The organism is Gordonia sp. NPDC003429, assembly GCF_053588575.1.
In genome coordinates this window covers 118,982-137,203 of sequence record NZ_JBSFQF010000008.1, presented here as the reverse complement: position 1 = coordinate 137,203, position 18,222 = coordinate 118,982, and the positions used below count along the sequence as shown (strand labels likewise).

The window sequence follows — 18,222 nt, the reverse complement described above, 5'->3', positions numbered from 1 at the left end:
GTCGAGCGTGCCCACATCCCTGTCGAGCGTGCCCAGATCCGCGTCGAGCGTGCCCTCCGCCGCGGCACGGCAGACCGCGAACCTCAGGTGAGGTAGCGGTAGGCCGGCGAGCCGGGTTCGAGGCGCTCGCAGTGCAACCGGGAATGCGCCATCCGATCCATCAGCTCGGCCAGCCCCTCGGGTGCGCCGAGTTGCACGCCCACCAGGGCCGCCCCGGTCTCGCGGTTGTTGCGTTTGACGTACTCGAACAGGGTGATGTCGTCGTCGGGGCCGAGGACCTCGTCGAGGAAACGACGCAGCGCGCCCGGCTCCTGCGGGAAATCCACCAGGAAGTAGTGCTTGAGCCCCTGATGCACGAGTGACCGCTCGATGATCTCCCCATAGCGGGAGACGTCGTTGTTGCCACCGGACACCAGACACACCACGTCGGCGTCCGACGGGATCTGCAGGCGCGCCAGCGCGGTCACCGCCAGCGCACCGGCGGGCTCGGCGATGATGCCCTCGTTCTGGTAGAGGTCGAGCATCGTCGAGCAGATCGCACCCTCGTCGACGTGCATGATCCGGGTCGATCCGGGAGGTGGCGTGAATGGTTCGTCGGGCAGCACGGGTGCCGCCGTCCCGCCCGCCGCGGCGAACTCACGCACCACCGGATGGTCGGTGACGCTCGCCCGCATCTCGGCCATCACCCCGTAGCCGAGGGCACCGATCCGTTTCACGGCGGCCCCGTCGACGAAGGGGTCGATCGAATCGAGTGTCACCGGACCGCCGGCGACGAGCGCCGCCGACAGCGACACCGCACCGGTCGGTTCCACACCCACGATCGCCACCGATTCCGAACGGGCACGCAGGTACGTCGCGATCCCGGCCAGGCAGCCACCGCCGCCCACGGGTACCACCACCACGTCGGGCACCCGACCGAGTTGCTGGACCATCTCGAACGCAATGGTGCCCTGACCTGCGGCGGTGCGCGGATCGTCGAAGGCGTGAATCCACGCCGCGCCCGTACGCATCACGTCGTCCTGCGCCGCCGCCGCCGCCGCGTCGTAGGTGTCGCCCACCGCGATCAGCTCGACGAAATCGCCCCCGTGCCAACGGATTCGGTCACGCTTCTGCTTCGGTGTGGTGGTCGGCACGTAGATCCGGCCGGGTACCTGCATCACGCGGCACGCGTAGGCGACACCCTGCGCATGATTGCCGGCGCTCGCGGCCACCACCCCCACCGCGAGCTCCTCGGCGGACAGTTGGGCCATGACGTTGTAGGCGCCCCGGATCTTGTACGACCGAACCGTTTGCAGATCCTCACGCTTGAGGTGCACGCGCGCCCCGACGTCACGCGACAGGCGTGGACACGCCTCGAGTGGGGTACGCGCGACCGCCGACTGGATCCGCGTCGCCGCACTCTCGATCGCGTCGGCAGATAGCGCGGACTCCGGGGGGATCGCACCCCGCTGATGGTCGGTGACGTGCTGCGTACTCACGCCCTCCATGCTCTCACCCCGCGAAGAGCCACGAGCGGTGGGCCGACCGACGTAGGATCGGTTTCGGTCCACCTCATCAGCCGCCGCAATCGTCGGGCACTCCGCGTCGAACAGCCGGAGCCGGATCTGCCCGGTGCGCGGCACCCGAACCGCAGGAGGTCGGCATGCCCCGACGTCTCTCCCGTCTCGTCTCCCTCGCCGCAGCCCTGGGCACCGCCGCCGCGTCATGTCTGATTGCCACCGCCACCGCCGGACCGGCCGCAGCGGCCCCGGTCTGCGCCGGCGGCGGCGCACCGGCCCGGCTGGTCGGTACGGTGCCCGGCGCCGCCCTCGAAGGCCTCACCGTCGATGCGGCCGGCAGGCTCTACACCACCGACCTGGTGAGCGGCCGGGTGTTCCGCCTCGACTCGCCCGGCGGGCCCGCCGTCCCGATCGCGAAGGTGCCCAGCGGAGGTGCCGGCGCGCTGGCGTGGACACCGGACGGCACCCTGCTCGTCGGGTACGGCTCCGACCCACGGGTGTTTCTGGGCGATTCGATCCGCCCGGGTGCCATCGGCCGGCTCAACGTGAACACCCTGGCATTTCGCCCCTGGGTGTCAGGATTGTCGGCGGCCGACGGAATGGATGTGGCCGCGAACGGCGTCGTGTACGCCACCAACGACTTCGGCAACCTCATCGGGCGCATCTTCCCGAACGGGGTGAGCCAACCGGACTGGGGCCGGCTACCGAGCGCGAACGGAGCGGTACTCAATCGCGACGACAGCTTCCTCTATGTGTCACGGACATTCACCAACCCCGGCGTGAGCCGTATCTCCACGCGCAATCCGGGGTTCGTGCAGAGTCTGCTCAACCTCGGCGGACCCGACGCCCTCGCCGCACCCGACGGACTCACCCTCGATGCCGCCGACCGTCCGGTGGTGCCGTTCAACGCCGCCGGTGAGATCGTCCGCATCGACGCCCCCGGCCGCTACTGCGTGCTGGGGTCGGGACTGCCGCTCTCGAGTGTGGTGAGCTACGGCAGGGGCAACCGCGGCTTCTCCGCGGGTCGGCTGTTCCGCGCCGGATTCGACGGGCGGATCTATGAGATCCCGGGCGGGTTCTCGCCCGGCTCGGTGGCAGCGTTTCCGAAGTAGCGCTCCACCCACCACACCGACACCAATGCGGAGCCCGATGCCCAGGCGGTGATCTGGAGGTCTCGGGTCAGCACCAGCGTGACCAGTGCGGCGATGACACCCGCGGCGAGCGCGTGCAGCTTGTAGACGGGCCAGCTGATGCCTGCGACCTCGACAGTGCCGCCGCGTGCCGGGCGACTCGACGGTAGCCCGGACTCGGTCAGCACGCTCATCCTGCACTCCTCGGTCGATCTTCGCTTGATGCGACCCCGAGTGTAGCCCACTCCGGAACCAAATGTTCGGTAAGCCGAACTCTCGACGTGGTGTCGGCTGCAGGTCGAGTCCTCAGTTCTCGGGCCGGCGGCCCCGTCGGAGCGTCGCCAACAGTTCGTGGTACGGGCCCATGAGATAGGCGGTGTCGTAGGCGGCGAGCCGATGGTCGCGCCGCGGCTGCATGACGGCGCGCGCGCCGAGACCGCGCGCGATGGCGATCACCCGGGTCTGGGTGGACAACTCCGACAACCGCGTGCCGTCGAGCTCGCTGCCGGGATGCACGGACACCCCACCGACCATGAAGGACCGGCGGCCCACCGAGAACGTGCCCAGAACCTGCAGTCCGAGGGCCGCGCCGATGAACCATGGCGCGGCGAGTTCGACGGTGGAGCGGACATTGGCGAAGCCGAACCGGCGTGCCACGGCCGCGCCCAGGGATTCGTCGAACACCCGCATCACCACGGGTACCCCGGGTTGGTCGGCCGAGCGGCGCCAGCGGTCGCCAAGAATCTCACGCAGGATGATGCCGGTCTCGATGTTGACCATGTCGTTGTGGGTGAGCACCGCCACCGCGGCGGCCTTCTCGATTCGCGCGTCGTGCAGCGTCTCGGCGAGGGTGGCGTCACCGAACACCACCGGCACCCCGAGTTCTGCGGCGGCGGCCAGGAACCGGTTGTTCTCGTCGTGTTCGATCACCACCACGTCGTGCCCGAGAGCTTTGAGTTCGCGGGCCACCCGGATGCCGAACGAGCCCAGCCCCACCACCACGATGTGGTCGGTCATGTCGCGCGCGCGGCGACGCCCGGCCGAATGCTCGATGCGACGCGAGAGCAGCAGATCGGCGATGAACGCGACCAGAATGGCCGTTGTGGTCACCCCGGCGAACATCAGGACGATGGAGAACAACCGCAACCAGATGGGCTGACCGACGAAACTGAAGTCGCCGTACCCGACCGTCGCGATCGTCTCCGACGAGAAGTACAACGCGTCGACGAAACCCATGCCCGGCTTGTTGTAGGTGAACCGCAGCAGAACGGTGGCCGCGATCAGCAAGGTGATCAGCGCGCCGAGCGCGCGGAACAGGTTGGGGTTGACGTCCTCACGAAATGCGTGCAGCGCTCCGACGAACCGCAGCACCGGGTGCCGGCGGGCTCGCTGATGTCGCGGCGGGTGCCATACCTTGACTCCTTGCGCCCGCAAGCGGTCCGGCGTGGCGATCATCGCGACGAAGTCGTTCTCGGACACCTGAAGCGCGCGACTCGGGCAGGCGATGACGGCGTCGTCACCACCGCCGTCGACATCGCGGATGACCGCCACCGGCGCGAGGTCACCGTAGAGTTCGGCCAGCGTGCCGTCGGCAGGTGCCCGGGCCTCCGAGATCACGAACTCGGTGTCGGCCACGGTGATCGAGTGTGTGGTGCGGCCGAGGAGCGCCTCGACCAGCAGCGGCGCGGTAAGCGCCGCCACGTCGAGGATCGCGCCGGGACCATTACCCAGCGCCACCGCTTCGTGTAGGACCTCGTTGCTCAGATGCGCCACCACCCGGACATCGGGATTGTGCTGGCGCGCCAGCAGGGCGATCTCCAGATTGACGGCGTCGTCGGTACCGGCGCACACCACCGCCGATGCGGACGCAATCCCGGCCTCGATCAGCGTCCCCGGCGACGTCAAGATCACGACGGTGGCGTCGGCGCTGCGCAGTTCTTCGCTGATCCGCACACTCAACGCGTCATCGCCGTGAACGATGATGTGACCGGGCATTGCAGGAGCGTACTCGCCGGACACGCCGACCCGCCCGTTATGTGCGTGTTCGTCGGGGGCCGGTCAGCTCAGGCAGCTCGGTCCCAGCAACGCTTTGAGATCACCCATGAGCGCCGAACTCGGTGTGACGCGCAGGGATTCGGTGAGTTTGAGCAGGGTCGACCGCTCGTCGCTGACCAGGGTGACGTGCACGTCGGCCGGACCGGGATGGCGGCTGAGGACCTGTTTGAGCGCCTGCACACGGTCGGGTGTGCACGCCCGGGCGGCCAGCGTCAGCGCCACCGGCTTGGTGGCACCGGCAGACGCGAGGTCGGGAACGGCGAGATCGTTCGCGCTGATCATCATCGAGTCGTCGCGCTGATTGACCCGCGCCTTCACCAACACGATGTTGTCGGCGACGATGTCCATCCCGTAGGTCTGGAAGGCACGCGGGAAGAAGTAGACCTCCACCCCGCCGACCATGTCCTCGAGGGTGACCGCCGCCCATGGCTCGCCCTTCTTGTTCACCCGGCGGGTGACCGACGAGATGATCCCGCCGATGGTGATCTGCGCACCGTCGGGCACGTTGCCCTCGAGTAGCTGGGTGATGGAGGTGTCGGTGTGCGCGGCGATGGCATGCTCGACACCGGCCAGCGGATGCCCGGACACGTAGAGCCCCAACATCTCTCGTTCGAGCGCCAGTTTGTGTTTGGTGTCCCACTCCTGGTCGGGCACCTTGACCGCGAACACCTCCGCCATGGTGTCGTCGGCACCGCCGGCGTCACCGAAGAGATCGAACTGGCCGATCGCCTCGGCCTTCTTGGTGCCCAGTACCGACTCCACGGCCTCGCCGTGCACCAGGAACAGACCCTTGCGGGGGTGGCTCAGCGAATCGAACGCGCCCGCCTTGATGAGCGATTCGGTCACCTTCTTGTTGCATGCGGTGACGTCGACCTTGCCCAGATAGTCGGAGAAGCTGGTGAACTTTCCCTTGTCCTCGCGCGCGGCGAGGATCGAGGACACCACACCCGCGCCGACGTTACGGATCGCGGCGAGACCGAACCGGATGTCGGCGCCCACGGCGGCGAAGTTGCGCTGCGACTCGTTGACGTCGGGCGGCAACACCGTGATACCCAGCTTGCGACAGTCGGCGAGATAGATTGCCGCCTTGTCCTTGTCGTCGCCGACCGAGGTGAGCAGTCCGGCCATGTATTCGGCCGGATAGTTCGCCTTGAGGTAGGCGGTCCAGAACGACACCAGACCGTATCCGGCGGCGTGCGACTTGTTGAACGCGTACCCGGCGAACGGCAGCACCGTATCCCACAGCGCGGTGATCGCCGCCTGCGAGAACCCGTTGGTGCGCATCCCCTCGGCGAAACCGTCGTAGGCGGCGTCGAGGATCTCCTTCTTCTTCTTGCCCATCGCGCGCCGGAGCAGGTCGGCCTGTCCGAGTGAGTACCCGGCGACCTTCTGCGCGATCTGCATGATCTGCTCTTGGTAGACGATCAGGCCGTAGGTCTCGGCGAGAATGTCCTTGAGCGGCTCTTCGAGTTCGGGATGGATCGGCTTGATCTGCTGCAGACCGTTCTTACGCTTGGCGTAATCGGTGTGCGCGTTCACCCCCATCGGACCGGGCCGGTACAGCGCGAGGACCGCGACGATGTCCTCGAAACCGGTGGGCTGCATCATCTTCAGCAGTTCCCGCATCGCCGCCCCGTCGAGCTGGAAGACGCCGAGGGTGTCGCCCTTGGCCAGTAGTTCGTAGGTCTTGGGGTCTTCGAGCGGGAGGGTGTCGAGATCGAGGTCGATGCCGCGGTTGTTCTTGATGTTCTCGATCGCGTCACCGATGACGGTGAGGTTGCGCAGCCCGAGGAAGTCCATCTTCAGCAGGCCGATGGCCTCGCACGACGGATAATCCCAGCCGGTGATGATGGCACCGTCCTGGGCGCGCTTCCACACCGGGATGGCGTCGGTGAGCGGTTCGGACGACATGATCACCGCGCACGCGTGCACACCCGCGTTGCGGATCAGCCCCTCGAGCCCGAGCGCGGTGTCGTAGATGCGCTTGACATCCGGATCGGTCTCGATGAGTGCACGGACCTCGGCGGCCTCCGAATACCGCTCATGCTCGGGGTCGGTGATTCCCGACACCGAGATGTCCTTGGCCATGATCGGCGGTGGCAGTGCCTTGGTGATCTTGTCGGCGATGGCGAAGCCCGGCTGACCGAACTGCACGCGCGCCGAATCCTTGATGGCTGCCTTGGTCTTGATGGTGCCGAAGGTGATGACCTGCGCCACCTTGTCGCTACCCCACCGCTGGGTTGCGTAGCGCACCATGTCGCCGCGACGACGGTCGTCGAAGTCGATGTCGATGTCGGGCATCGACACACGTTCGGGGTTGAGGAATCGCTCGAACAGCAAACCGTGCGGAATCGGGTCGATGTTGGTGATGCCCAGCGCCCACGCCACGAGCGACCCGGCCGCCGAACCGCGACCCGGCCCGACGCGGATGCCGACTTCGTGCGCGTGCCGGATCAGGTCGCCCACCACCAGGAAGTACGCCGGGAACCCCATCTGGATGATGACGTCGAGTTCGTAGTTGGCGCGGCGCGCATACTCCTCGGGCACCGACTCGCCGACCGGCCCCTCGGTTCCGGTCTGTGCGGGGAAGCGCCGCTTGAGCCCGGCGGCGACCTCCTTGCGCAGCCACGTCTGCTGCGATTCCCCTTCGGGCACAGGGAAGACGGGCATCCGGTCGCGGTGAGTGAACACGTCGGCGTAACTCTGTACGCGCTCACCGATCTCCAGCGTGGTATCGCAGGCACCCGGCACCACCGAATCCCACTGTGCCCGCATCTCGTCGCCGGACTTCAGGTAGTAGCCGTCGCCGTCGAACTTGAATCGGGTGGGGTCCGAGAGCGTTTTGCCGGTCTGCACGCACAGCAGGGCCTCGTGCGCTGCGGCGTGCGCCTTGGTGACGTAGTGGCAGTCGTTGGTGACGATCGGTTTGATACCGAGTTTGCGGCCGATGTCGAGCAGACCGTCACGCACTCGCCGCTCGATCTCGAGGCCGTGCTCCATGAGTTCGAGGTAGAAGTTCTCCTTGCCGAAGATGTCCTGCCACTTGGCCGCGGCCTCGAGAGCCTCGCGCTCGTGTCCGAGCCGCAGTCGCGTCTGCACCTCGCCGGACGGACATCCCGTGGTGGCGATGATGCCCTCGGCGTACTCGGCGATCAGCTCGGCGTCCATGCGGGCCCACTTGCCGAGTTGCCCCTCGATCGAGGCGAGGGAGGAGAGCTTGAACAGGTTGCGCAGACCCGTCGCGTTCTCGGCGACCATGGTCATGTGGGTGTAGGCGCCGCTACCGGAGACGTCGTCGTCCTTCTGGTCGCGGGTACCCCACTGGATTCGTTTCGTCTCGAAGCGCGAGGCAGGCGCGATGTAGGCCTCGATGCCGATGATCGGGGTGATGTCGTTGGCCACGGCGGTGTTGTAGAACTCGCTGGCGCCGAACATGTTTCCGTGGTCGGTCATCCCGATCGCGGTCATTCCCAGACGCTTGGCCTCGGCGAACAGGGGCGCCACCTTGGCGGCGCCGTCGAGCATCGAGTACTCGGTGTGATTGTGCAGGTGAACGAACGATCCACTCGATGAACTGTGACCAATGCGCGAACTGTGACCGTTGCGCGAACTGTGATCGTTCACCGAGTTCTGTCCATCGGCCACCGCATGCTCTCCCGTCTCCCGCTTCCCGCGCACCGCGCAGGCTCTCAGTGTAGGTGCCCGCACCGACATCTCCCGCGGGGCAACGCCGGACAGGAGTTGTCCATCGGATCACTCGTGTCTCGTCCACCACACCAGGCTCCCCCCACACATCGGGCCTCGCACGCCCCGGCAGGGGTCGGGTCTACAGTGCGGCGAGGATCAGCACCACGATGATCACCGCGACGCCCACCAGTCCGACCAGCAGGGCGATCAGGCCCGCATTCGACGACCCGCTCACCGGTGTCGGCCCGGTGGGCGGCGGACCGTAGATCCCCGTCGGCCCCGAGGCACGTGGGGCCTGCGCCGCGGCCCGATCTGGTCCCGAGAACCGCGGCGGCGGTGCGTGAAACGGGCCGGGTGGCACGGAGTGCGCGATGGGACCGCTCGGCGCGGACGGGCCGGCTGCGGGCCGCGGTGACTGCGGGCGCGCTTCCGCGCCGGAACCGGGACGGTCACGGACGAAGCGCGGATTGACCGCGGTGGACCCCGACATTCCGCGCACCGCCATCGCGAGCGCGTCGGCGAACTCGCGGCAGTTCGCGAACCGATCCGGCGCCTGCTTCGACATCGCCTTGGCGATCACCGCGTCCACCACCTGGGTGACGGTGGCGACCTCGATGGACACGCGCGGCACCGGATCGTTCAGATGTGCCCGGATGACGTCGGAGGTGACGGTGTCGTCGAATGGGACATGCCCGGTGAACAGGTGGAAAGCCGTTGCGGCAAGCGAATACTGGTCGGTGCGCCCGTCGAGCGGGCCGCCCTGCAACTGCTCCGGGGAGGCATAGGAGAGGGTGGCGAGCACAGTGCCCGCACGGGTGAGCGGGTCCACCTCGTCGGTTGCCTTGGCGACGCCGAAGTCGGTGAGCAGGACGCGTTCGCCGACGTCTGTGGCGTCGTCGGAGTCCCGTGCCAGCAGGATGTTGGCCGGTTTGATGTCGCGGTGCAGCAGTCCGCGGCGGTGGGCGTGATCGAGCGCCTTGGCCACCTCGGAGACGATGTGGGTCACCCGGCGTGGATCGAGTCCGCCGCCATCGCCGACCTCGGCGAGTTCTCGCGCGCAGTCGGTGCCGGGAACGTATTGCATCGCGATCCACAGCACGTCGTCGACGTCGTCGCCGATGCGCACCCGGTCGCGCCCGCGGTTGTACACGGTCACGATGGCCGGATGGTCGAGTGTGGCGGCCACTTCGGCCTCACGCAGGAAACGACGCGCGAACTGTTCGCGCACCGCGCGGTCGGAGGTGAGGATCTTCAGTGCGTCCGATCGCGGTAACTCGGGATGGCGGGCGAGAAACACCGCGCCCATGCCACCGCTGCCGAGTTCGCGCTCGATGCGGTACCCGGCCACATACGATCCCGGTTCCAGCACTTGTTTTCTCCCTCCGACCACCCGCACGCTACCGAGGCGCGCAGATCACGTCTCGCGCAGCACGTCGAGGGCGTGTTGCAGATCGGACGGGTAGGGGCTGGTGAACTCGACGCGACGACCGTCGGCCGGGTGTGCGAATGCCAGCGAACGAGCGTGCAGCCATTGCCGTTCGAGGCCGAGTCGGGCCGCGAGCACCGGGTCGGCGCCATAGGTGGCGTCGCCGCAGCACGGGTGGTGCAGCGCTGACAGATGCACCCTGATCTGGTGCGTGCGTCCGGTCTCCAGATGAATGTCGAGCAGCGACGCCGCGGCAAACATCTCGAGTGTGTCGTAGTGGGTGATGCTCGGCTTGCCGTTGGCGGTCACCGCGAACTTCCAGTCGCTGCCGCGGTGACGCCCGATCGCCGCGTCGATGGTGCCCGACGGCGGATCGAGATGACCCTGGACGAGCGCGTGGTAGCGCTTGTCCACCTCGCGGTCCCGGAACGCGCGTTTGAGCAGCGTGTACGCGTGCTCGGAGGCGGCCACCACCATGACACCCGAGGTACCGACGTCGAGTCGGGACACGATGCCCTGGCGTTCGGGCGCCCCCGACGTGGAGATGCGGAATCCGGCCGCCGCGAGTGCGCCCACGACCGTTGGCCCGCTCCAGCCCAGCGACGGGTGGGCGGCCACCCCGACGGGTTTGTCGACCACGATGATGTCGGAGTCGTGATAGATCACCGACAGGTTTTCCACCGGCGTCGGCTCCACCCGCAGGGGTTCGTCGGGTTCGGGCAGCAGCACGTCGAGCCAGGTGCCCGCGGCGAGCTTGTGCGACTTGCCGACGGCCACACCGTCGACACTCACCTCGCCGGCGTCGGCGAGTCCGGCCACCACGGTCCGGGACAGACCGAGGATTCGCGAGACCCCGGCGTCCAGGCGCATGCCGTCGAGCCCGTCGGGCACCGGCAGGGAGCGTGCCTCACGCATCGCCGGCCCCTTCGCCGGTTGTCGCCGCCGGCCGGCGAGCCGTACGCCGGGCCGCCCAGCCCGACCGTGTGCCGTCGTAGTCGAAACCCAGCAGCGAGAGCACCACCAGCAGGATCGCGCCGCACACCACCGCCGAGTCGGCGACGTTGAACACCGGCCACCACCCCACCGAGACGAAGTCGACGACGTGGCCGCGCAGCGGTGCGGGCGCGCGGAAGATGCGGTCGATGATGTTGCCGATGGCACCGCCGAGCACCAGACCGAGTCCGAGCACCCACCACCCCGACCGCAGCCTGCTGCTGAACCGGATGATCACCACCACCACCGCCAGCGCGATGAGGGTGAGAATCCACGTATAGCCCGACGCCATCGAGAACGCGGCACCGCTGTTGCGCACCAGACGCAGGGTGACGGCGTCGCCGATGATGTGGACCGGCTGCATCGGGTCCAGATGGGCCACGGCCAGCGATTTGGTGAGGATGTCGAGCGCGATCACGCATCCCGCGATGGCGACGAGGGTGCCGATCACCGCACCGGCCGACCTCAACCGCCCCGTCGACTCCGGGGCGTGCCCGGTGGGGTCGGTGTCGCCTGGTTCGCGGGGGCTGATGTCGTCCGAGGGGGTATTCACGATCGGCCTGGCTCCTTCATCCACCCCACCATCATCCCTGACCCGTGCAATACGCTGACTGCCGTGTCCGCTACCGCCACTCGTCGACGGCGAGCCACCGTGATGGGTGCGCTGGCCGTGGCGGCCCTCACCCTGGCGGGATGCGCCTCAAACCCGGGCCCCGGCGCATCGTCCTCCGCAGCGCCGGCGGGGTGCGCCACCGCGTCGACCTCCGGACAACCCGACGCGAAGCTGATCGCGATCCCGCCGGCCGCGGTGACGGTGACCGCCACCGGTGACCAGCCCCGTCGCCTTGCCGCCGGCACGCCCGACCTCGCCACGGCGCAGCCGGTCACCCTGAGCACCACGTCGTCGGTGGCGTCGGCGCAGACGACGACGTCACAGACCGTGCAGACGTCGATGACCGCCCGATTCGCCTGCACCGATCCGACCGACGTGGAGATGACGCTGGGGGCGGTGACCTCTCCCGATACGGCACTCGCCGGTTCGTTGGGGGCGGTTGCGGGGGCGCGCGCGGGTGTGGCGATCGCGCCCGGTCAGGTACCGATCTCGCTGCGCCTGATCCCGACGCAGGCGTCGGGCTCCGAGGCGCGCGCCGCGGTGGAGCAGTCGCTGGTGCAGGCGCTGCAGAACTCGGTGCCGCTGCCCACCGAGCCGGTCGGGGTGGGCGCGATGTGGCGAGCCGAACGCACGCTGTCGGCGGCGGCCACGGTGACCCAGACCATCACCGCACGGCTGTCGAAGTGGGATGGAAACCGCGTGACCATCGACTTCGCCACCGAGGAGGAACCGGTCGACTCCGTGTTCACCATCCCCGGCGGTGACGCCACCCTCACGATCTCCCGCTACACCTACTCGGGAACGGGCCAGGTGACCCTCGACCTGTCCCGCGGGCTGCCCGTGGCGGGCAACGCCGAATTCTCCGGCGCCCGCGAACTGACCGGCGCCGACCCGGCCAACCCGCTGGTCCAGCGGCTCGGGTTCTCCTTCACCTGGCGTTCCTGACGCATCGGCCACCCGGCGGCCCGAAGACCACCGCCCCCACCGGATCGAGCCGGTGGGGGCGGATGGGCATGCTCGGTGCGGACGTCAGCCCGCGCAACTCAGCTCGATGGCTGAGCCGGGCACATCGCGCTCTTGACGTTGTTGCCGGAGAGCAGCGGGCACACCGAATCGGCGGCCAGCTTCCAGCGGCCACCGTCGTACACGATCTGTGCGTCGACCTTGGTGGGCGGGTTGTCGGGCAGCTTGACCTGCACCTTCACCGTCGCCTTCTTCGGTCCGGCCGGAATCACCGGCGGGAAGATCTGGTAGGTGACGTCCGGGTTCTCCTTGCGTGCCTGCACCAGCTTGTCGAAGATCGCCGGATCCTTCTCCGACCCCTGCACCAGTTCGGTCTTCTGCGAATTCGGCACGTTCGGGTCGAGCGCGGTGTTCAGCATGTCGTTGAGGGTGGCGACGCTGGGACGGACGTTCGGGTTGGTCACCCCGGCATCGGCGCCCGAGGCCCCGGTCTGGGTGGTCGCGGTGGTTGTGGTGCCCACGGTGGGCACGTCGTCGGAATCATCGCTGCCACCACACGCGGCGACTGAGGTCACCACGGCGGTGGCCATGATGGCGGCCGCTACGAACTTCGGAAACTTCAACGATCTCCCTCACTATCAGGTCGGCTTCGAGCGTCGTTCGGCGCATGCCGGGGTCAGAGCTCACACCACTATGCCAAACGCGGGGTGCAGGCCCAACCGGCCAGGTGTGACCGCGCGTCGCGGATATCCCCACCGAGCGCCGACGCGCCGGAGGTGCAACGGTTGACGCGCCGGTCGGGTTCCGACGACCCTGAGGGCATGGCACCGACACGCATCGTGCTCATCACCACGGGCGGCACGGTCGCCTCCACCACCACCGCCGACGGCGCCATGCCCGCGCTGTCTGCCACGCAGTTGCTGTCGTCGAGTACTCCCGCGACGGCGGGCGTCGACGGCGACGTCGACGTCGCGACGATCGACCTGATGTCGGTGGACAGTTCGGCGATGACCGTCGCCGATCAGGTCCGCGTGGTGGCCGCGATCGCCGACGCGTTGTCCGATCCCTCCGTCGCCGGGGTGGTGATCACCCATGGCACCGACACCATGGAGGAAACGGCGTTTCTCGCCGACCTGCACGCCTCCGATCCGCGCCCGGTGGTGTTTACCGGCGCGCAGTTCCCGGCCGATTCACCCCACTCGGACGGCCCGGCGAACATCGCGGCGGCCATCGAGGTGGCGAGTTCACCGGCCCGCAGGGGAAGTGGAGTTCTCATCGTGCTCGGCGGGGCGGTACTGCCCGCGCGCGGTGCGTTCAAGGTCTCGACTACGGATCCCGTTGGTTTCGCGACCGTGCACGACTCTTTGCCCAGACCGCTCATCCCGGTGCCGGTGCCTGGTGCCCACATCACGCGCGTCGACACGTTCACCCTCTATCCGGGCGTGTCACCGGGCCTGATCGCGTCGTCGGTGGCCCAACGGGCGGGTGGAATCATTCTCGCTGCCACCGGCTCGGGCAATACCCATCCGGACATCACCGCGGAGGTGTCCCTCGCGTGCCGGGCCGGTGTCTCTGTGGTGATCACGACACGGGTGCCGTTCGGTCCGGTGATTCCGACCTATGGCGGCGGTGGTGGAGCCGTCGATCTCGAACGGGCGGGCGCGATCGTCTCCCGGTGGCTGCGCGCACGGCAGGCACGGACCGCGGTGATGGCCCTGCTCTCCACCGGACACGACGGCGCGGATGTGGCCGAGTTCTTCCGCGCCTCCGAACCTGCCCGGGACTGAGTCGGTGCATGTCCGTCCGCTCACACGTCGGGGCGCTCGGGCAGATCTGGCCAGTCCAGGCTGTCGAGCGGATCGGCCCGACCCAGGTCGGGGTCGTCGGCACCGAAGGTGCGTGCGATACCCGGGCCCGTGGCGCGGGTCTCGAACCGCACGGTCACCACGCCGTGCCCGCTGCCCTGCACCCAACCGTGGCCGTATCGGGGATGCACGACGTCTACTCCCGTAGCCCAGAGCCCGTCGGCCGGCGCCGCGGCTTGCACCGACTCGACCGCCAGGCGATCGGAAGGTGTTGCGAGAGAATCGGTGTCGTCGATCTGCAGGGCTGCCGCGGCATCGGGGTCGAGGTGCAGCTCACCGAAGAGCGCGTACTGCTCCACCGCCGACAATCCCGAATATCCCACGCCGACAAGCCTGATCGGTCCGATGGACACCGGGTCGAGTGCCATGCGCTGCGCCACGGCGGTGAGCGCGTCGAGGTCGGTGGTCGCGGCCGGCAGCGTGGACGAGCGGGTGAGGATCGACATGTCCGCGCGCTTGAGCTTGAGCACCACCGTGCGGGCTCCCCGACCGTCGCCGAGTAACCGCCGATGGGCGTCGGCGGCGGCGCGGGTGATCGCCGGACGCAGCCCGGGCAGATCGACGATGTCGCGGGCGAAGGTCGACTCGGCGCTGATCTGTTTGGCCGCGGCGCGCTCGGTCACCGGCCGGTCGTCGTGACCCTGGGCAAGCCGATGCAGCGCCGGACCGAGGGTTGCGCCGAGCACCGAGGACACCTCGACATCCGACATCGCCGCGAGGTCGCCGATGGTGTCGATGCCGAGGCGCGCGAGCCGATCGCCTGACACGGGGCCGATCCCCCACAGCTTGCGGACGGGCAATGCATGCAGGAATTCGCGTTCGCGGCTCGGCGGAATCACCATCACCCCATCGGGTTTGGCCATTCCGGAGGCGATCTTGGCGATCTGCTTGCCGCTGCCGAATCCCACCGAGGCGGCCAGACCGACCATGTCGGCGATGCGGCGTCGGATCTCGTGCGCGAAGTCACTCGCCTGCGCCGCGGTGGCACCGGCGAGATCGGCGGGTTCGGCGAAGGCCTCGTCGAACGACAGCATCTCGATCACCGGGACCGCCTCGCGCACCACGGCGAAGATCCGCGCACTCACCGTGCGGTAGAGCGCGCCCCGGGGCGGGAGAACCACCACACCGGGGCCCACCAATCGCCGCGCCTGGTGCATGGGCATCGCCGACGACGCCCCGAACGCGCGGGCCGCGTAGCTGGCACCGGCCACCACTCCCCGTCCGCCGGTGCCACCCACGAGCACCGGTCGGCCGGCGAGGGTGGGTCGGGTGAGTTGTTCGACACTGGCGAAGAACGCGTCCATGTCCAGATGCATCACCCAACGCGCGCTGCGTTCGTCGTCTGGCGCGGGATGGGACACACCAGCAGCCTAGTGCTCGCCGGTACGGTGGTCCCGCACGTGCATTCGCCGGGGCATCATCGTTGTCGAGGTATCGTGAACGGTCGACGGTGCGAAGCGGAAATGGGGTGTCGCGATGACGATTTCCGATGACCGCCTGCTCCTCGCACTCAAGGCTCTCGCCAACCCCGTGCGCCTTCAGATCATCCGATGGCTTCGCGACCCCACGGCGAGTTTCGCCGAATACGAACCGATCGCGGACCGCGACGAGATCGGCGTGTGCGTCACCCACATCCAGGCCAAGACCGGGCTGGCCCAATCCACGGTGTCGAGTTACATGACCACGCTGGAGCAGGCCGGCTTGGTGACATCGACCAGGGTGGGCAAGTGGACCCACTATCGCCGGAACGAGGACCACCTGCGCGCCCTGGGGCAGAGCTTTTCCGCACTATAAATTGACGTATCGGGATATGTCGATACGATCGGTGCATGCCGCTCCCCACAGCACTCATCGTTCACGCACACCCCGAGCCCTCGTCCTTCAGCTCGGCGCAGGCCGCACTCGCCGGCGAACGGCTCCGTGGAAACGGGTTCGCCGTCGAGACAATCGATCTGTACGCGCGTGGGTGGGCGCCCGTTCTCGACCGCGACGAGTTCATGAACCCGGATTCGCCGTTCAAACCTCAGGCCGAACAGTTGACAGCGGTCCGCCAGAACACATTGGCCCCCGAGGTACGCGCGGACCTCGACCGCCTTCTCGCCGCGGACCTCCTCGTGTTGTCGTTCCCACTCTGGTGGTTCTCGATGCCGGCGATGTTAAAGGGATGGGTCGACCGCGTGTTTGTGATGGGAGCGACTTTCGGTGGCGAGTTCGGATTGTTCGATGCCGCCGCTCTCGCCGGCAAGCGTGCCGTCCTTCTGGTCACCACCGGCGGTTCGGTGGAGTCGTTCCGCAGCGGGGGCACCTTCGGCGCCATCGAGGATTTCCTCTTTCACATCCACAGGGGAATGCTCGAGTTCGTCGGCTACACGACCCTCCCGCCCATCCTCACCTATGGGCCGGCGCACATGGACGCGGAAGACCGTGAAGCCGCCCTCGGCCGAGTCCGTGACGCGATCGATCGCGTCTCCCTCGCGCATCCGGACACCGTTCGCGGCTGAGCAGCGTCGGGGTTCATGCCGCCCGGGTTCATGCCGCGGGGGTCACCTCGAACACCGGGATCTCGTGTGCGTGCGTGGCGAAGGTGTCGTCATCGGAGTCGACGGTGAGGCCGTCGGGAAGGTACCGGCTCACCTCCCAGCCCCACTTGCTCAGATAGGCACGGATCACGGGAACACGCGCAGATTCGGGCAGCTCGCGGAGTCCGACCGTCCGGACGCGACGACCCCGACGTAGTTCGGCCCTCCCCGCCGCCCGCGCATTGCGCACCCATTGGGTGTTGCCGCGCACCGCCACCAGGAACTCCGCCCCCTCCATCGGCAACGGATTCACCGGAACCCGTTGGGGAACACCAGATTTCCGTCCGACGACGGTGAGCGTCTGAGCGCCGGCGAGGTTGATGCCGCGATCGGCGAGCCAACGCACGGACGAGTTGAAGATCTTGTCCATACGGCCGGCGGGTGGGATGTAGTGCGTATCGATCATGACGTTCTCCTGATGTGATGGTCATCGGAAATTATCGAGAGCACCGCTCTCGAATACGAGTGTGCGCCCTCTACCGAGCAAATGCAAGAGCACCGCTCTCGTTTCTGCAATACTGGGCGTATGCGAGCGGCGAGGACACGCGCGGACAATCGGGCGGCGATGGAGGCGGAGATCAGGAGGCTCGGTCGCGAGCATCTGCGGACCCAGGGCGCGGCGGGCCTCTCGTTACGGGCGATCGCCCGCGATCTCGGGGTGGTGTCGTCGGCGGTGTACCGATACGTACCCAGCCGCGACGAACTGCTCACGATGCTGCTCGTCGAGGGCTACACCGACCTCGCCGACGCGGTGGACGCCGCGGCCGATGCACTCGACTCCGACCGGCACCGCGATCGAATCCTGGCCGGTGCGACGACGATGCGCGCGTGGGGGGTGGACGACCCGTCGCGATGGGCACTGCTCTACGGCAGCCCCGTACCCGGATACGCCGCACCCGCAGAACGCACTCAGCAACCGGGTACGCGCGTGATCGCCCGGGTGATCGTGGAACTGATGGGCGCGTGGTCGGCGGGCCAGCTGCGCAAACAACTACCGGCGATCTCCCCCGCCGTCGCCGCGGACATGGATGGGGTCATCGCACAGTTCGACGTCGAGTTGCCCGCGGAGGTCGTCGCGTCGGCCACCACGCTGTGGGCGGTCATGGTGGGCGGGGTGAGCCTGGAGGTGTTCGGGCAGTACGGACCCGACACGTTCACCCACCCCGATCTGCTGTACGCGTCACAGATCGCTGCGGTGCTCTCGCTGCTCTTCGCCTGACCAACTCACCCGAAACCGGGCACGCTCAACCCGACCACCGCTGGTTGCCCGACCACCGCTGGTTGAGCCCGTCGAAACCACCCCGACCACCGCTGGTTGAACCCGTCGAAACCACCCCCACCACCGCTGGTTGAGCCCGTCGAAACCACCCCGACCACCGCTGGTTGAGCCCGTCGAAACCACCCCCACCACC

At 68.1% G+C, this 18,222-nt stretch carries 16 protein-coding genes; 6 read left to right on the top strand and 10 right to left on the bottom strand.

Annotated elements, in window-relative coordinates; genetic code table 11:
• Window positions 1-83: 83 nt before the first annotated feature.
• Window positions 84-1,487: a threonine ammonia-lyase IlvA gene (ilvA, locus tag ACWDSI_RS11955; RefSeq protein WP_449756646.1), complete on the bottom strand. Its 1,404-nt coding sequence runs from the start codon at window positions 1,485-1,487 to the stop codon at window positions 84-86.
• 155 nt (window positions 1,488-1,642) lie between these two features.
• Between ilvA and ACWDSI_RS11950 the strand changes: the two genes are divergently transcribed.
• Window positions 1,643-2,611, top strand: coding sequence for an SMP-30/gluconolactonase/LRE family protein (locus ACWDSI_RS11950; protein ID WP_449756645.1), 969 nt, complete (start codon window positions 1,643-1,645; stop codon window positions 2,609-2,611).
• Here ACWDSI_RS11950 and ACWDSI_RS11945 read toward each other — a convergent pair.
• The 6 genes from ACWDSI_RS11945 to lspA form a co-directional block, all read right to left on the bottom strand.
• Window positions 2,557-2,823 (bottom strand): hypothetical protein, encoded by a 267-nt coding sequence (locus ACWDSI_RS11945; protein WP_449756644.1) that lies wholly within the window; start codon window positions 2,821-2,823, stop codon window positions 2,557-2,559. The genes ACWDSI_RS11950 and ACWDSI_RS11945 overlap by 55 nt on opposite strands.
• A gap of 112 nt (window positions 2,824-2,935) precedes the next feature.
• A complete protein-coding gene (locus tag ACWDSI_RS11940; RefSeq protein WP_449756643.1) occupies window positions 2,936-4,624 on the bottom strand; it encodes an NAD-binding protein in 1,689 nt (562 codons plus the stop codon).
• Between the two features lie 63 nt (window positions 4,625-4,687).
• Window positions 4,688-8,269 (bottom strand): DNA polymerase III subunit alpha, encoded by a 3,582-nt coding sequence (gene dnaE / locus ACWDSI_RS11935; RefSeq protein WP_449756704.1) that lies wholly within the window; start codon window positions 8,267-8,269, stop codon window positions 4,688-4,690.
• Window positions 8,270-8,510: 241 nt separating this feature from the next.
• Complete coding sequence (locus tag ACWDSI_RS11930; protein ID WP_449756642.1) at window positions 8,511-9,740, bottom strand: serine/threonine-protein kinase; 1,230 nt, start codon at window positions 9,738-9,740, stop codon at window positions 8,511-8,513.
• A gap of 45 nt (window positions 9,741-9,785) precedes the next feature.
• Entirely contained in the window at window positions 9,786-10,712 is a 927-nt protein-coding gene (locus ACWDSI_RS11925; RefSeq protein ID WP_449747107.1) for an RluA family pseudouridine synthase, read from the bottom strand.
• Complete coding sequence (lspA, locus tag ACWDSI_RS11920; RefSeq protein ID WP_449756703.1) at window positions 10,705-11,259, bottom strand: signal peptidase II; 555 nt, start codon at window positions 11,257-11,259, stop codon at window positions 10,705-10,707. The genes ACWDSI_RS11925 and lspA overlap by 8 nt, the downstream gene beginning before the upstream one ends.
• A gap of 147 nt (window positions 11,260-11,406) precedes the next feature.
• Here lspA and ACWDSI_RS11915 point away from each other — a divergent pair, with 147 nt between their 5' ends.
• On the top strand, window positions 11,407-12,348 hold the full coding sequence (locus tag ACWDSI_RS11915; protein ID WP_449756641.1) for a hypothetical protein: 942 nt from the start codon (window positions 11,407-11,409) through the stop codon (window positions 12,346-12,348).
• A 98-nt stretch (window positions 12,349-12,446) separates the two neighbouring features.
• On the opposite strand, the gene ACWDSI_RS11910 is transcribed toward ACWDSI_RS11915, so the two are convergent.
• On the bottom strand, window positions 12,447-12,989 hold the full coding sequence (locus ACWDSI_RS11910; RefSeq protein ID WP_449756640.1) for a hypothetical protein: 543 nt from the start codon (window positions 12,987-12,989) through the stop codon (window positions 12,447-12,449).
• Window positions 12,990-13,187: 198 nt separating this feature from the next.
• Between ACWDSI_RS11910 and ACWDSI_RS11905 the strand changes: the two genes are divergently transcribed.
• Entirely contained in the window at window positions 13,188-14,153 is a 966-nt protein-coding gene (locus ACWDSI_RS11905; protein ID WP_449756639.1) for an asparaginase, read from the top strand.
• A gap of 20 nt (window positions 14,154-14,173) precedes the next feature.
• Here the strand turns inward: ACWDSI_RS11905 and ACWDSI_RS11900 are convergent, their stop codons facing one another.
• On the bottom strand, window positions 14,174-15,547 hold the full coding sequence (locus tag ACWDSI_RS11900; protein WP_449756702.1) for a DNA polymerase IV: 1,374 nt from the start codon (window positions 15,545-15,547) through the stop codon (window positions 14,174-14,176).
• Window positions 15,548-15,707: 160 nt separating this feature from the next.
• Between ACWDSI_RS11900 and ACWDSI_RS11895 the strand changes: the two genes are divergently transcribed.
• The gene (locus tag ACWDSI_RS11895) at window positions 15,708-16,025 is read left to right on the top strand and encodes an ArsR/SmtB family transcription factor (RefSeq protein ID WP_449756638.1); all 318 of its coding nucleotides are present in this window, start codon (window positions 15,708-15,710) and stop codon (window positions 16,023-16,025) included.
• Between the two features lie 35 nt (window positions 16,026-16,060).
• The gene (locus tag ACWDSI_RS11890) at window positions 16,061-16,732 is read left to right on the top strand and encodes an NAD(P)H-dependent oxidoreductase (protein ID WP_449756637.1); all 672 of its coding nucleotides are present in this window, start codon (window positions 16,061-16,063) and stop codon (window positions 16,730-16,732) included.
• A gap of 28 nt (window positions 16,733-16,760) precedes the next feature.
• On the opposite strand, the gene ACWDSI_RS11885 is transcribed toward ACWDSI_RS11890, so the two are convergent.
• Window positions 16,761-17,216 carry a nitroreductase/quinone reductase family protein gene (locus ACWDSI_RS11885; RefSeq protein ID WP_449756636.1) on the bottom strand — a complete coding sequence of 152 codons (456 nt, stop codon included), beginning with the start codon at window positions 17,214-17,216 and terminating at the stop codon, window positions 16,761-16,763.
• Between the two features lie 120 nt (window positions 17,217-17,336).
• Between ACWDSI_RS11885 and ACWDSI_RS11880 the strand changes: the two genes are divergently transcribed.
• Window positions 17,337-18,029 carry a TetR/AcrR family transcriptional regulator gene (locus ACWDSI_RS11880; RefSeq protein ID WP_449756635.1) on the top strand — a complete coding sequence of 231 codons (693 nt, stop codon included), beginning with the start codon at window positions 17,337-17,339 and terminating at the stop codon, window positions 18,027-18,029.
• The last annotated feature ends 193 nt before the right edge of the window (window positions 18,030-18,222 follow it).